The 15,333-nt window shown below is 45.8% G+C and carries 10 protein-coding genes; 9 read left to right on the forward strand and 1 reads right to left on the reverse strand.

From position 1 onward, the window contains the following. Positions 1-172: 172 nt before the first annotated feature. On the forward strand, positions 173-1,348 hold the full coding sequence (locus FLA_RS27530; protein ID WP_076376412.1) for a GAF domain-containing sensor histidine kinase: 1,176 nt from the start codon (positions 173-175) through the stop codon (positions 1,346-1,348). An 11-nt stretch (positions 1,349-1,359) separates the two neighbouring features. On the opposite strand, the gene feoB is transcribed toward FLA_RS27530, so the two are convergent. Then, positions 1,360-3,480 (reverse strand): ferrous iron transport protein B, encoded by a 2,121-nt coding sequence (feoB, locus tag FLA_RS27535; protein WP_076376414.1) that lies wholly within the window; start codon positions 3,478-3,480, stop codon positions 1,360-1,362. Between the two features lie 208 nt (positions 3,481-3,688). On the opposite strand from feoB, the gene FLA_RS27540 reads away from it, so the two are divergent. The 8 genes from FLA_RS27540 to FLA_RS27575 all read left to right on the forward strand — a co-directional run bounded on the left by FLA_RS27540 (position 3,689) and on the right by FLA_RS27575 (position 15,282). Beyond that, entirely contained in the window at positions 3,689-5,332 is a 1,644-nt protein-coding gene (locus tag FLA_RS27540) for a M28 family peptidase (RefSeq protein ID WP_076376416.1), read from the forward strand. Positions 5,333-5,359: 27 nt separating this feature from the next. After that, a complete protein-coding gene (locus FLA_RS27545; protein ID WP_096511342.1) occupies positions 5,360-5,794 on the forward strand; it encodes an IPExxxVDY family protein in 435 nt (144 codons plus the stop codon). A gap of 55 nt (positions 5,795-5,849) precedes the next feature. Next, positions 5,850-6,206, forward strand: coding sequence for a hypothetical protein (locus FLA_RS27550; RefSeq protein ID WP_076376420.1), 357 nt, complete (start codon positions 5,850-5,852; stop codon positions 6,204-6,206). A 169-nt stretch (positions 6,207-6,375) separates the two neighbouring features. Continuing rightward, a complete protein-coding gene (locus FLA_RS27555) occupies positions 6,376-10,704 on the forward strand; it encodes a CusA/CzcA family heavy metal efflux RND transporter (RefSeq protein WP_076376422.1) in 4,329 nt (1,442 codons plus the stop codon). A 7-nt stretch (positions 10,705-10,711) separates the two neighbouring features. Beyond that, the gene (locus FLA_RS27560; protein WP_076376424.1) at positions 10,712-11,842 is read left to right on the forward strand and encodes an efflux RND transporter periplasmic adaptor subunit; all 1,131 of its coding nucleotides are present in this window, start codon (positions 10,712-10,714) and stop codon (positions 11,840-11,842) included. 45 nt (positions 11,843-11,887) lie between these two features. Further along, positions 11,888-12,127: a 4a-hydroxytetrahydrobiopterin dehydratase gene (locus FLA_RS27565; protein WP_076376426.1), complete on the forward strand. Its 240-nt coding sequence runs from the start codon at positions 11,888-11,890 to the stop codon at positions 12,125-12,127. A gap of 6 nt (positions 12,128-12,133) precedes the next feature. Continuing rightward, positions 12,134-12,775, forward strand: a complete 642-nt coding sequence (locus tag FLA_RS27570) for a hypothetical protein (RefSeq protein ID WP_076376428.1) — start codon at positions 12,134-12,136, stop codon at positions 12,773-12,775. Between the two features lie 77 nt (positions 12,776-12,852). Then, positions 12,853-15,282, forward strand: a complete 2,430-nt coding sequence (locus tag FLA_RS27575; protein WP_076376429.1) for a S9 family peptidase — start codon at positions 12,853-12,855, stop codon at positions 15,280-15,282. Positions 15,283-15,333 lie beyond the last annotated feature (51 nt).

Below are 15,333 nucleotides of genomic sequence, written 5' to 3' on the forward strand. Positions count from 1 at the left end.
TGGCAGCAAAAGGAAATTTCACTAAAAATAGGTTTTTTAGGCAAATCCTTAAGCTGGTGTTAAACACATAAGGCATATTTAGCATTTTATATTAGGTCAATGGTATTTTTAACCGCTGTAAATCAAAGCATCCTATACCTTTGATATCCGTAACCTAATAAACTGTCAAAAAATGATTGAAGCCGCTTTACCCCACGACGAACAGGATCGTTTGCAGGAACTGTATCGCACCGAACTACTGGACAGCCCTAAAGACACAGACTTTGACGAAATAGTGCAACTGGCCTCCCGCATTTGCGATGTTCCCATTTCTCTCATTTCTTTGATAGATGCAGGCCGGCAATGGTTTAAAGCAAAAACCGGGATAGACATAGATGAAACGGAAAGAAGTATTTCGTTTTGTGCGCATGCTATTTTACAGGACGATTTGATGGAGGTACGTGATACATCGAAAGACGAACGTTTTGCAGATAACCCTTTTGTAAAAGGCGATCCCGAAGTGCGGTTTTACGCCGGCGTGCCCCTGGTAACAGAAAGGGGATATAAATTAGGTACGCTGTGTGTAATTGATAAAACACCAAGGGTGTTAACGGAAGATCAGGCCCTGGCTCTAAAGGTGCTGGCCAAACAAATTATCAAACTGATTGAATTACGCAGCCGCAACAAAGAAATTCAACACCTGGTAACTACACAAAATCGTATTACTTCTATTATATCGCACGATGTGCGTAACCCGCTGGCCGCGCTTAAAGCTATTATTGAACTGCAAACATCAGGTGCCCTTACCGAGGAAGAAACCACCGAAATGCTCACCATGTCCAGCAAGCAGCTGGATAGCACTATAGATATGGTAGCCAATGTTTCTGATTGGGGCAGGCTGCAAATGAAAGTGCAGCGCATGCAAAAAGTGCCTGTAAACCTCAGCACCCTGATTGATCAAACTTTACCTTCTTTCATGGCTACCGCCAGTTCAAAAAACAATATTCTTAACAGTGATGTGCCTAAAGGCCTGGTGATACAGGCCGAGCAGCAAGCATTACATTTTATACTGCGTAATCTGTTAAGCAACGCCAATAAGTATACAGAGTTTGGTTCTATTACGGTATCGGCGCAGCAGGAAGAAAGCAGGGTACGTCTTAAAGTTTGCGACACCGGCATTGGTATGACAAAAGAGAAGGTCGCTTCCATATTTGGAAGCGAGAAAAATTTTCCGGCGCCAGGCACCCAGGGCGAAAAAGGTAGCGGTTTAGGCTTGCTGCTGGTAAAAGACTTCCTGGACAAAATCAATGGCCGGATTCTTATTACCAGCGAAGAAGGTGCCGGCACCTGTGTAAGTATTATATTATAAATGGCTTCTTATTAAAACAGGTGGTACACCAGTAAGCTAGTAACATAAGCCAGGAAGGTCATATAGCCCACCTGTATTAATGGCCATTTCCACGATTTGGTTTCCCGCTTTACTACGGCTACAGTGGTCATACACTGCATAGCCAGCACATAAAACACCATCAGCGATAATGCAGTAGGCAGGGTATACACTTTAGTACCATCGGCCCTTACTGCATTTTGCATTTTACTGCGCAGGGTAGCATCGTCATCACTCTGTTCCACGCTGTATAAAGTGGCCATCGTACCCACAAACACTTCCCTTGCCGCAAACGAGGTAACCAATGCAATGCCTATTTTCCAATCAAAGCCCAATGGCTTAATAGCGGGTTCTATGGTTTTGCCTATAATACCTGCAAAAGAGTTTTCCAGTTTTTCGGTGCTTAATTCCCTATCCAGTTCTGCTTTTTCATCGTCTGTTTTGGCCGCTTCTTTCAGCTGTGCGTATTTGGTTTCTACGCTGTGCATTCTGCCCGAAGGCCCATAGCTGCTTAAAAACCAAAGTAACATGCTTATTACCAGGATCACCCGGCCTGCATCCAGTACAAAAATTTTGGCCTTTTCTATCATGGTAGTCCCTACATTCAACCACCTGGGTGCGCGGTAAATGGGCAATTCTAATATGAAAAAGCTTTTCTCCTGCACCTTAATCATAAATTTCAGCACATAGCTTACCAACAGGGCCATTACCAGGCCTAATAAATACAAGGCCATCATCACCAGGCCTTTCACACTTAAAAAGCCCAGGAAATATTTATCCGGAAAAACCAGTGAAATAAGAATGGTGTATACGGGCAAACGGGCGCTGCAACTCATTAATGGCGTAACCAGTATGGTTAACAAACGCTCCTTTTTGTTTTCGATGTTACGGGCACTCATTACAGCAGGTACTGCACAGGCCAGACCGCTGATCATAGGCATTACGCTTTTGCCGTTCAAGCCTACTTTACGCATCAGCTTATCACTTAAAAAGCTGATACGCGCCATGTACCCGGTGTCTTCCAGCAGGGTAATTAACCCGAATAATATCATAATCTGTGGCACAAACACCAATATACCGCCTAAGCCGGCCAGAAAACCGTTTAACAACAGATCGCTCCACCAGGCTTCGGGCAATATACCAGCCAGCCAGCCGGACAAAGAGCCAAAACCGCTGTCAATTAAATCCATCGGATAAGACGCCAGCCAAAAAATGCTCTGGAATAATACAAACAGTGTAACCAGTAATATAATATAACCCCATACCCGATGCAGCAGCAGGTTATCCAGCTTTTCGGTAAACAGCTTTTTCTGCAACGGATCGGGCTCTACCACGTTCTGCTGCATAATTTGCCGGATACGCGTATAACGCTGCAAAATTTCCTCTGCCTGGCTTTTGGTAGGGTTAAACTTGTTATCTATTTCCAGTTGCTCAATGCTGTTTTGTGTGGCATCGGGCAAAGGAAAGTTTTCGTGGTTAATGAGGTAATGGATAGAAGCGTAATCACTTAAAGCCGGAAACAAACGCTGTACACCGCTCACCGCTTCGGGGGCCAGTTCTTTATTGGATATAAAATCGCGTCGTGGCGAGGTGGCATTCAAGTGAGCTGTTTGTGCCAGGGCTTTTTTCAGCGCATCAATACCTTTGTTTTTGCGTGGGTTTACGGGAATTACCGGAACCCCCAGCTCTCTTTCCAGTCCGGGCACGTCTATTTCAATGCCTTTGCTGCGGGCAAGGTCCATCATGGTAAGCGCTACCACCACGGGCACTTTCAAATCTATAATCTGGCTGCAGAATAAAAGATTGCGTTTGAGGTTGCTGGCATCGGCCACCAGCAGCACCATTTCTGGTTTAATATCCTCATCCACCCCCATCATTACCCGGTAGGCAACCCATTCATCGGCTCTGCGGGGGTACAAGCTATAGGTTCCGGGCAAGTCAATGATAGTGCTGTTAATAGCTGCATCAAGTGACGACTGACCGGTTTTCTTATCTACTGTAACTCCTGGAAAGTTTCCCACTTTCTGATTCAGGCCCGTTAGCGAGTTAAATAACGACGATTTGCCACAGTTGGGGTTTCCCACCAGGGCTATGTTTATATTCCTTCCTGACAATGCGCTTCAAATTTCTTTCAATAAATAGAAATCCCGGCAGGGGCTTTGCAGGTGCAAAGGTACGTTTAAGCAATGGTTTGCAATTACGAGATCAGGAGAAATAACCCTTATAAACGGTGGTTTACCATTCGCGTTTTTACGAACTTTGCTTCGGCAAAAGCATTACCGGTGCCGTTAACCGGCCTTTACCAAAATATCCACTGTACGCATGAAGCAATTATTACTCATTATTATTCTTTGCCCTACACTTACCTTTTCACAATCGCGCAAGCAAAAAAGAGCGCAGGAAAAAGCTGATAAAGAAACACTTGCCAATTTGCAGGCGCATGTGCAATACCTGGCCGGCGATCAGCTCGAAGGCCGGCGTACCGGCAGTGCAGGCGAGGTACTGGCCATGCAATACATCAGCAACTATTTTACAAAAGCCGGTTTAGAACCTAAAGGCACCAATGGCTTTATACAGGAGTTTACCATTAACGAGGGCAAACAACTACCCCCTGCCGATAACCAGTTTATAGTGAATGATAAACCCATGACCGTAAACCTGGATTACTACCCGCTTGCGTGGAGTGCCGAAACCACCGCTTCGGGAAGTGCTTCGTTGGACTTGCGTGAAAAAGGCGAACCCTGGTTTTGGGATGCGAAAGACCTGGTAGAAGAAAATAAAAATAATCCGCATTTCGCCATTGACGAAGCTTTGCAAAAAGAAGCCCTCAACGCCAGCAAAAAAGGCGCAAAAGCACTGATCATTTTTAACAGCGGCAAACAAACCGATAACATTTTGTTTAATAAGAACGATAAAACCAAGGCAGCTGCGCTGCCGGTATTGTACCTGACACCCCGTGGGCTGAAAAAATATTTTGCCGATGTTTCTGCCCTGTACAATGTAAAACTGAAGGTGAAAATGGTAAACACCTCCCGCAAAGCACACAATGTGGTAGGGTATATTAATAACAACGCCCCTAACACGGTAGTACTAGGGGCACATTACGATCATCTTGGCCGTGGCGAAGACGATAACGCGCTGGACGCCAAAGGTGAAATTCATAACGGTGCTGATGACAATGCCAGCGGTACCGCTGCCCTGCTGGAATTAGCCCGCCTGCTGAAAAAAAGCAGTGATAAAAGCAGCAACTACCTTCTTATCGCCTTTTCGGGTGAAGAGCTGGGTTTGTTTGGCAGCAAATACTGGCTGGACAACCCTACTGTTACCAGCAAACCTAACTACATGATTAACATGGACATGGTAGGCCGTTATAACCCCGATAAAAAATTAACCATTGGCGGCTTTGGCACTTCGCCCGTTTGGAGCCAGGTGTTTACTACGGTGCCGGCCGGTAATTTGCTGGTGCATTTTGACAGTTCCGGCGCAGGCCCCAGCGATCATGCATCTTTTTACCGTAAAGACATTCCCGTTTTATTCTTTTTTACCAACAGTCACGAAGATTATCACAAAGCCACCGACGATTGGGACAAAATCAATTATGCCGGCGAACTGGATATTGTGAAGTACATAGAAGCAATAATTGCTGCTACTGCCAATAAAGGCCCACTGCCTTTTGCCAAAACCAGCGAACCCGAAATGGCCAAAGTAAACCTGCCGGTGACCCTGGGTGTAATGCCTGACTATGCGTTTAGTGGAACAGGCATGCGCATTGAAGCGGTAAGCAAAGGAAAACTGGCTGAAAAGTCAGGACTGATGGCGGGTGACGTACTTTTACAACTGGGGCAGTACCAGTTTGTAGATGTGCCATCTTACATGCAGGCGCTGCGCAACTTTAAAAAAGGCGATAGCACTACTTTAAAGCTGAAACGCGGCACTGCCGAAAAAACCGTTCCCATTCAATTTTAAACAGAACAAAAGATAAAACCCGCAACCTTGAAGCTAAAGCTGAACATAGACGAATTAACAGACGATTTTTTTACCGACACAAGGCTGCTGGGTATTACCGCTACTGTAAAAAACTACCAGTTTTGCTGGCAGTTAAACCATATGCTGGGCTATAGCTTTCGCTTAAACCCCGAAATAGAAATTCACCTGCGCCGTAAAGAGCGCAGCTATTTTTTCCCGGTTTACCAGCACGAGGTAAAAAACAGTTTCCTGAACCACTATTTGTATCACAACCATTTTGATGGTGAATACCTGCTGCCCGAATTCAGGCATATGGATTTTTTGTGGCTGATGAAGGGCGATTTTGTAGATGAAGAAAGCTGCAAACAGATGGTACAAACCATTAAAAGCATCAGTGGCGTGCAAATGGTGGCCGAATTAACCAACGAGAAAATAAGAAATAAAGGACACCTGGTTTTTTAAATTAGAGTTTACCTTTGCACTATTGAAGAAAGCTTCTGTTATATTGCTCCTTATCATGCACTTGTATGCTAATACAGAGTTGTGCGAGCTGTTTAAAACAGGAGCTTTTGTTACGCACTTTCTCGAACACCGGCTACAAAACAAGGATCTTACCTTTTTCCGGTTTATAGATATGCATTACCTGGGGCACGATTTAAATGATAACGACGATACGGAAGACAACAAACTTCCTTTCCGCAATTGTGAATGCTCCCTTCACCTACCCATCGCTTTTCACTACGATAATAGTTACACTATTATAGACAATGAGCCTGTTACTGTAGTTACCAACCGGTTCAGGCTGTATAACCAGTCTTCACTTCCTTCCTGCTACCTGGCAGATATCTGGCAGCCCCCGCGCACCAGTTGCTAGTAAAATATTGATGATTGTAATTCCAACCGGTACTTTTTATTTTCTATTCAACAGGCTGCGGATAATAGCCGCCGGTGATAACAGATATGCTGTAAGTGTAATTACTGGCATGCCCGTATAGCCCGCACTATTATTTACCAGCTGTATTTACTATAACAGAACGCAAAAGATGTTAAACAGGATTATCCGGTTCTCGGTAGAGAACAAATTAATCATTGGGCTATTAATGATAGGCTGGATAGTGTATGGCGTTTTTGAAGTCACACGCCTGCCTATTGATGCCGTACCCGATATTACCAATAACCAGGTGCAGGTAATTACCAACGCACCGGCCCTGGGCGCTACAGATGTAGAACGGCTCATTACCTTCCCCATTGAACAGGCTAACAATAGCATTCCCGGACTGGTAGAAATGCGCAGCCTTTCCCGCTTCGGGCTCAGCATTGTTACCATGGTGTTTAATGATGATGCCGATGTATACTGGGCACGCCAGCAGGTAAGTGAACGTATGCAAACAGTAAGCATGCCCGATAATGCCGGCACCCCGCAACTGGCCCCGGTTACTACCGGGCTTGGCGAAATTTACCAGTATGTGGTACGCGCTAAACCGGGCTACGAAAGCAAGTATACCCTGGCCGACCTGCGTACGATACAAGACTGGATGATACGCCGCCAGCTGCTGGGTACCAAAGGAGTAGCAGACGTTTCTACTTTTGGTGGCGAACTAAAGCAGTACGAAGTAGCCGTGAACCCCGCCCAGTTAAAGGCTTTTAATCTTACTATCAGCGATGTGTTCAATGCCCTGCACCTGAACAACGAAAACACAGGCGGCGCGTATATTGAAAAAGGGCCTTCTGTTTTGTTTATACGCAGCGAAGGCCTGGTAGGCAATATCAGCGATATTGAAAACATTGTAGTAAAAACCACCAACACCAATGCGCCCGTATTAATTAAGCATATAGCCCAGGTGCAAACCGGGGCGGCCACACGTTATGGTGCCTTATGTTATAATACACAAGGCGAAGTAACCGGTGCTATTGTAATGATGTTAAAGGGCGAAAACTCTTCGGCAGTTATTAAAAATGTAAAAGAGCGCATTACCGCAATACAAAAAACCTTACCGGAAGGTATTGTTATTGAGCCTTTCCTCGACCGCACCAAAATGGTAAACAATGCCATAGGCACGGTAGAACATAACCTGCTGGAAGGCGCAGTAATAGTAATTCTGGTGCTGGTATTGTTTTTAGGCAACTTCCGCGCTGGCTTTATAGTAGCATCTGTTATTCCCCTCTCCATGTTGTTTGCCATTATTATGATGAACACTTTTGGAGTAAGCGGTAACCTCATGAGCCTGGGCGCGCTCGATTTTGGATTGATAGTAGATGGGGCTGTTATTATAGTAGAAGCAGTTTTACACCATCTGCAAAAATCAAAAAAATACACCTCCGGCTTTATTACGCAGGACCAGATGAATGCAGAAGTAAGCAACAGTGCATCCCGTATGATGAATGCAGCGGTGTTTGGCCAAATCATAATCCTTATTGTGTATTTGCCTATCTTATCCTTACAGGGTATAGAGGGCAAAATGTTCAAGCCTATGGCACAAACGGTAGCGTTTGCTATTATAGGCGCTTTCATTTTATCGCTTACTTATGTACCTATGATCAGCTCGCTGGTGCTGAGCAGGAAAATAAGTAACAAGCCCACTTTCGCCGATAAAATGATGGCCGCTATAGAGCGGGTGTATAAAAAAGCACTGAACAAAGCGCTGCATTACCGTAAAACGGTAATAGGCGTTGCCGTGTTATTACTGGTAGTGTCTGCAGGTGTATTCAGCACCCTGGGTGGCGAGTTTATACCGCAGCTGGAAGAAGGCGATTTTGCGGTAGAAAGCAGGCTGCTTACCGGAACCAACCTCAACACCACCATCCGCACCACGCAGCAAATGAGTAAGATACTACTGGACAGCTTTCCTGAGGTAGAAAAGGTGGTAACCCGTGTGGGCAGTGCCGAAATACCTACCGACCCTATGCCTATTGAAGGGGGTGATGTAATTATTGTATTAAAGGATAAAAAGGAATGGACCTCGGCCACTTCATTTACAGAAATGGCCGATAAAATGACAGAGAAAATACACGCTATCCCTGGTGTTACTACCGGCTTCCAGTTCCCTGTTCAAATGCGCTTTAACGAAATGATGACGGGCGCTAAACAGGATGTGATCTGTAAAATATTTGGAGAAAACCTCGATACGCTGGCAGCCTATGCCGGTAAGCTGGCAGCCATTGCCAATACTGTAAAGGGCACTACTGATATGTATGTAGAAACGGTTACGGGTATGCCGCAGATTGTGGTGAACTACAACCGCAGCGAAATAGCCAAATACGGTTTAAGCGTGCAGGAAATTAACCGCACTATTAACGCCGCTTTTGCCGGTGCTGCCGCAGGGCAGGTGTATGAAGGTGAAAAACGGTTCGACCTGGTAGTGCGTGCCGGTGTAGATAAACGTAAAAGCATGGAAGATGTAAACAACCTGCTGATAGCCACTCCCGGTGGCGTACAGGTACCCTTGTACCAGCTGGCAGAGATAAAGCAAACAGAAGGCCCGGCGCAGATACAGCGCGAAGATGCCAAACGCCGCATTATTGTAGGCTTTAACGTAAGAGGTCGTGATGTACAAAGCATTGTAACCGATCTACAGGAAAAAGTAAACAAACAGTTGAAAATGCAGGCAGGCTATTATACCACCTATGGTGGTTCGTTCGAAAATCTGCAACAGGCCAAGCAACGGTTAAGCATAGCATTACCTATTGCACTGGTGCTGATATTCCTGATGTTGTATTTCGCTTTCCATAGTGTAAAAGAAGGCGTGTTAATTTATACAGCTATACCGCTTTCAGCTATCGGGGGCATATTGGCATTGTGGATGCGCGGCATGCCGTTTAGCATATCTGCCGGTGTAGGTTTTATTGCCTTGTTTGGTGTAGCGGTGTTAAATGGTATTGTGTTGATATCCGAGTTTAACCGGTTAAAGAAAGACGGCGCTACCGACACCTGGCAAATAATACTGCACGGCACCCAAAACCGTTTACGCCCGGTGCTGATGACAGCCGCAGTGGCTTCGCTGGGCTTTTTACCCATGGCGTTGAGCGATGGTGCAGGCGCCGAAGTGCAAAGGCCGCTGGCAACCGTGGTAATAGGCGGCCTTATTACAGCCACCCTGTTAACCCTGTTTGTGCTGCCTGCTTTGTTCCTGGCAGTAGAAAACAGGAAACGTAAAAAAGGAGTAGCGCCTGTAACGTTAGCAGTATTGCTGTTGTTAAGTGTAAACTGTTTGCAGGCACAAACTCCTCCAGGCTACCGCCCCGTTTCGCTGGAACAAAGCATTACACTGGCCACCACCAATAACCTGCAAATGCAACAGGCTAAACTGGGCCAGCAACACGGGCAACAATTGAAGAAAAGCTGGCTAGACATGCCTAAAACTTCCATCACCGGCGAATATGGTCAGTATAACTCCGCCAAAAACGATTTGCATTTGGGCGTTTCGCAATCGTTCAACTTTCCTTCTGTATACAGTAACCAGAAAAAAGCACTGAACGAAAACTACCTGCAAACCATTGCGCAAACACAGCTTACCCGGCAAAACCTGAAAGCCGAAGTAAAGCGGATGTATTACGAGGCCATCTGGTTACAGGAAAAGAAAAAGCTGCTGCAATATGCTGATAGCATTTATAGCCTGTTCCTGGAAAAAGCAGCCTTGCGTTTAAAAACGGGCGAAAGCAACCTGCTGGAAAAAGCCACGGCGCAAACACAGCGGCAGCAAATTCAAAACCAGCTGGGTATGCTGGAAAGCGATATCATTATTAACCTGCAACAGTTTAATCTGTTGTTGAACGATAGTGTGGCTTACGCCCCGCAAACAAGTAATGTACTGGCCGAAGGTTCCGTGCTGGTAGATACCTCGGCGCTGGCGCAATTGCCACAAATGCAATTGTTACAACACCAGGCCAATGCAGCCGAATGGCAATGGAAAACAGAAAAAGCCAAACTGCTGCCCGACTTTGTAGTAGGCTATAATAACCAAACCATGAAGCCCGAATATGGCAACAGCCTTAACTATGTAAATGCAGGTATAGGCATTCCCTTATTCAGTGGTGCACAAAGTGCGCGCGCTGCCGCTTCTAAAACAGAATGGGAAAGGTTGAAAGTACAAAACCAGCAGGCACAGCTGCAAACCCGCACCGAGGTGCTGAATGCACAGCAGCAGGTGCAAAAGTATGCAGGCAGCCTGCGCTACTATCAGCAGGAAGCTTTGCCTAACACCCAGGTGATTGTAAGCACCGCAGATAAACAATTTGTAAACGGCGAAATAGATTACCTGCAATGGACCATCCTGGTAAACCAAACCATTGGCATACGTAATGAATACATCGATGCTGTTAACAACTATAATCAATCCGTTATCACCCTGCAAAAAATTACCAATAAAGAATAGTCCGGTTATGATCAGATATATATTACCGTTAGTAGCTACCGTTTGCATCACTGCCTGCGGCAGCAAAAAACAAGAAGAAAAAAAGGCAGAAGCGCCCGCAGACGAAACCACGGTAAGCGTTACCGAGGCACAGATAAAAAATGCAGGTATTGCCGTAGGCAAACCCGAAAAGCGGGATATGGCCACTACGCTTACCTTAAACGGCACCATTGATGTGCCGCCGCAAAATATGATCAGCGTAAGTTTTCCGTTGGGAGGGTATTTAAAATCCACCTCCCTGTTGCCTGGCATGCACGTGAACAAAGGGCAGGTGCTGGCAGTGCTGGAAGATATGCAGTTTATACAGTTACAACAGGATTACTTAACCGCCAAGGCCAAACTGGTTGTTGCAGAAGCGGAGCATAGCCGCCAGCAAGAGCTGAACAGCAGCAAAGCCAGCAGCGATAAAGTGTTTCAGCAGGCCCGCGCCGAAATGGAAACACAACGCATACTGGTAAAAGCTTTGCAGCAAAAGTTGTCGTTACTGGGCATTGATACGGAAAAGCTCACCGAAAGCAATCTTTCTAAAAGTGTAAACATCTATTCTCCCATCAACGGCTTTGTAAGTAAGGTAAACGTGAACATGGGTAAATACACTTCGCCTACCGATGTGTTGTTCGAACTGGTAAACCCCGAGGATATTCACCTGAACCTTACCGTGTTTGAGAAAGATGTGGCATTGTTAAGTGAAGGCCAGAAAATTATGGCTTACACCAACAATAAGCCGAAAGAAAAGCATGAAGCCGAAATTATCCTCATCAGCCGCAGCCTGGATAACAACCGCGCCGCCGAGGTGCATTGCCACTTTGAAGAGTACGATAAAACCTTATTACCCGGTATGTTTATGAATGCAGAGGTAAGCGTTAAAAATTCTAATGCGCTGGCAGTGCCGGAAGAAGCAGTGGTGCGCTGGCAAAATGAGTATTATGTTTTTGAAGCAAAGGGGAATAATATCTTCAGCATGGTAAAAATTAAACCCGGCGCTATCAGCAACGGGTGGCAGGAAATAGAAGGCGATAATATTAACACCAGCAGCAGCCTGGTGCTGAAAAACGCCTACGCCCTGCTCATGAAAATGAAAAACACCGCAGAAGAATAACTGTACGGTTTTTGCAAGGCTAACCTATGATCAACACCTTTTTTTATGTGGACAGAAAGCAACAATCAATTATACCGGAAATTCACCTTCCCCGACTTTAAAGCAGCCTTTGCTTTTATGTCGGAAGTGGCCGAAATAGCCGAAGATCTCGATCACCATCCTTTATGGACCAACAGTTATAATACCGTAGAAATATGGCTGAGTACACACGATGCCGGCGATGTGGTAACAGAAAAAGACTGGCAACTGGCCCGGAAAATTGATAACTTGCCCATAGAAAAATAATCGCGTATGCGCCCTACTTCTACTATTACTGCCATAGCCCTTTCGGTGGCTGTGCTAACCGGATGTAAATGCAATAACAATAAACAGCAGGCACAGGAAGAAAAAGCCATTGAACTGGATAGCAGCCAAACGGCGCTTAGCATTATCCAGGAAGATAGCGCTATGGTGTTTGATGATACCAATACTCCCTGGGTAAAAGAAAATTTTATCCAAAAAGGCTTCGACTGGAAAGGTTTTAAACTTATTTCGTTTTGGGCCGAGGATAGTGTAGAAAAAAAACCGGTTACTACTGCACCCGACTTTTATACCCATTACGCCAGCGTGTTAAAATGGTCGCCCGATAGCAGCTTTGTACTCGATTTTGGCTCATATGGCGGCGTGGTTACCAGCGACAGCAACGGCAAATCTATTGTTGCCAAAGGCGAACCCGATACAGAAGTGTCTATCTTATATCCGAAAGAAAGCAAGAAATCGCGCATTTTATTCTCCGGGCCCGCTTTGCACATTATCAATGCCACCTGGGCCGACTCTTCGCAAGTGGCCATGCTGGGTACATTAGATACCAGTGTAAACGGTAACAAACCCGACACTTTATTGTGGATGATAGATGTGCGTGAACACTTTTTCCGCAAATACAAGTGGCACTAAACAAACGCATTTTCACCTAACAATAACCATACATATTCCGTGTTACTGTAGCTTTATAAAGCAAAAGTTATAGTATTATGAGAAAACTACTGGCAGGTGGCCTCCTGCTTTGCTGCTGGCAACACGGGCTGGCGCAAAACCTTACGGTCGAAAAAATTATGCGCGATCCTAAATGGATCGGCTCTTCCCCCTCCAACATTGTATGGAGTTATAACAGCAAAAATTTTTATTTCGACTGGAATCCACAAGCACAAACCTCCGATTCCAGTTATCGCTCTTCTATCAGTGGCTCCGCCCCTGAAAAAGCAGGCTACCGGCAGGCGCAGCTGGCAGTGGCTATTAGCCGTGGTAGTTATAACCATGCCCGCACGCATATTGTGTATACGCTGGCAGGCGATATATACCTGCTGGAAATAAAAACCGGTAATACCACCAGGGTTACACATACAGAAGAGGTAGAAGCCAATCCTTCTTTTTTTAAAGCAGATGCGTATATCAGTTATGTGCGCAATCAAAACCTGTTTGCCTGGAACATCAAAACCGGCAGTACCGAGCAGCTTACCAATTTTATAAAGGGCGGCGAAGCCATCGCGCCACCGGCGCCCGCAGCAGGCCGTGGCCGGGGTGGCGACAGGGGTGCAGCAGCCAATGCCGGCAATAATGCCGCTGCTAAAACCACCGGCAACCGGCAGGAGCAATGGCTACAGCAGGATGAACTGCGCCTGATGGATATTGTAAGAGAACGGAAAGAGAAGAAAGAAGCACGTGAAGCGTTTTTACAAACCGTTAAAGAAACCGATACACTGGTAAACATCAATATTGGCGATAAAACGGTTGCCAATGTACAGGTTAGCCCCGACGGCCGGTTTATCTCCTACCGTTTATTCCAGGCAGCTTCCGGCACCAAAAACACTATCGTTCCCAACTATGTAACAGAAAGCAGTTTTACTACCGATATACCTGCCCGCACCAAAGTGGGCGTGGCACAGGGCAAGTACGAGCTGTTTGTGCTCGACACACAAAAAGACAGTGTTATTGCGATAAAAACAGATTCCATACCCGGCATTACCGACCTCCCAGACTATACCAAAGATTACCCGAACGCTATCTCTAAAACACCAGCAGCACGCCCGGTATTCATCAACGGCCCCTGGTGGAACGAACAGGGAACGGCTGCTATTGTAGACATACGATCACAGGATAATAAAGACCGCTGGATAATGCTGCTGGATGCAGCTTCCGGCACATTAACACTGGCCGACCGTCAGCGGGATGAAGCCTGGATAGGCGGTCCCGGCATCGGCTACAACGCTAACATTGACTGGATCAACAGCAACACTTTCTATTTTCAAAGTGAAGCAACCGGTTATGCACACCTATACACTTACAACATTACCACCCACCAGAAAAAGGCCCTCACACAAGGTAATTACGAGATACAGGAAGTTGCATTGAACACTGCCAAAACACATTTTTACCTGTTAACAAATGAAGTACATCCTGGTAAGCAGCATTGGTACCGTATTAAAACCGACGGCTCCGATAAGCAGCAGATCACCAGCATGGAAGGGGGCTACGAAATAGAGCTATCGCCTGATGAAAAGTATATCGCTTACCGTTACAGTTACATCAACAAGCCCTGGGAGTTATATGTGCAGGAAAATGCACCGGGTAAAAAGCCTGTACAAATAACGAATAAGGCAGCCAGCGACAGCTTTAAAACCTACCCTTGGCGAGAAACAAAAATTTTTACCATTCCTGCACGCGATGGCAAAAACATTTACGCCCGTATATATGAACCTGCCACAGGCAGGAAAAACGGCTCAGCCGTCATTTTTGTACACGGCGCGGGCTATTTGCAAAACGTACATTACTGGTGGAGTAGCTACTTTAGGGAATATATGTTCAATAACCTGTTAGCCGATAAAGGCTATACCGTACTGGATATAGATTACCGCGCCAGCAGTGGCTATGGCCGCGATTGGCGCACAGGCATTTACCGTCATATGGGAGGTAAAGATCTGGATGATGAAGTAGATGCCGCTAACTACCTGGTAAAAGAGCTGGGCATTAACCCTTCTAAAATTGGGATGTATGGTGGTAGCTATGGTGGGTTTATGACACTGATGGCTTTGTTTACACAACCCGATGTGTTTAAGGCAGGCGCAGCATTACGCCCTGTTACCGACTGGGCGCATTATAACCACGGTTATACTTCCAATATATTGAACGAACCTTTTACCGATAGCCTGGCTTACTACCGCTCTTCGCCTATCAACTTTGCAGCAGGTTTAAAAAACAACCTGCTCATATGCCATGGTATGGTAGATGTGAATGTGCATTTCCAGGATGCCGTGCGATTAAACCAACGGTTAATTGAACTGGGTAAAGACAACTGGCAAATGGCCGTGTATCCTATGGAAGATCATGGCTTTGTAGAACCCGGCAGCTGGACAGATGAATATAAAAGAATTTTGAAACTATTCGATACAACCCTATTGCCATAAGGGTTTGGAACAGGTAGCAATCGAGTAGGAAGATAGTCGGCTTCGCCGACT

Origin of the sequence: Filimonas lacunae, from assembly GCF_002355595.1 — a bacterium.
Classification (GTDB): domain Bacteria; phylum Bacteroidota; class Bacteroidia; order Chitinophagales; family Chitinophagaceae; genus Filimonas; species Filimonas lacunae.

What these genes read in the sequence shown, in the direction of transcription:
- FLA_RS27540 (WP_076376416.1), top strand. Translation starts at nt 3,689, where the DNA reads ATGAAGCAATTATTACTCATTATTATTCTTTGCCCTACACTTACCTTT.
- FLA_RS27555 (WP_076376422.1), top strand. Translation starts at nt 6,376, where the DNA reads ATGTTAAACAGGATTATCCGGTTCTCGGTAGAGAACAAATTAATCATT.
- FLA_RS27530 (WP_076376412.1), top strand. Translation starts at nt 173, where the DNA reads ATGATTGAAGCCGCTTTACCCCACGACGAACAGGATCGTTTGCAGGAA.
- FLA_RS27565 (WP_076376426.1), top strand. Translation starts at nt 11,888, where the DNA reads ATGTGGACAGAAAGCAACAATCAATTATACCGGAAATTCACCTTCCCC.
- FLA_RS27550 (WP_076376420.1), top strand. Translation starts at nt 5,850, where the DNA reads ATGCACTTGTATGCTAATACAGAGTTGTGCGAGCTGTTTAAAACAGGA.
- FLA_RS27575 (WP_076376429.1), top strand. Translation starts at nt 12,853, where the DNA reads ATGAGAAAACTACTGGCAGGTGGCCTCCTGCTTTGCTGCTGGCAACAC.
- FLA_RS27570 (WP_076376428.1), top strand. Translation starts at nt 12,134, where the DNA reads ATGCGCCCTACTTCTACTATTACTGCCATAGCCCTTTCGGTGGCTGTG.
- FLA_RS27560 (WP_076376424.1), top strand. Translation starts at nt 10,712, where the DNA reads ATGATCAGATATATATTACCGTTAGTAGCTACCGTTTGCATCACTGCC.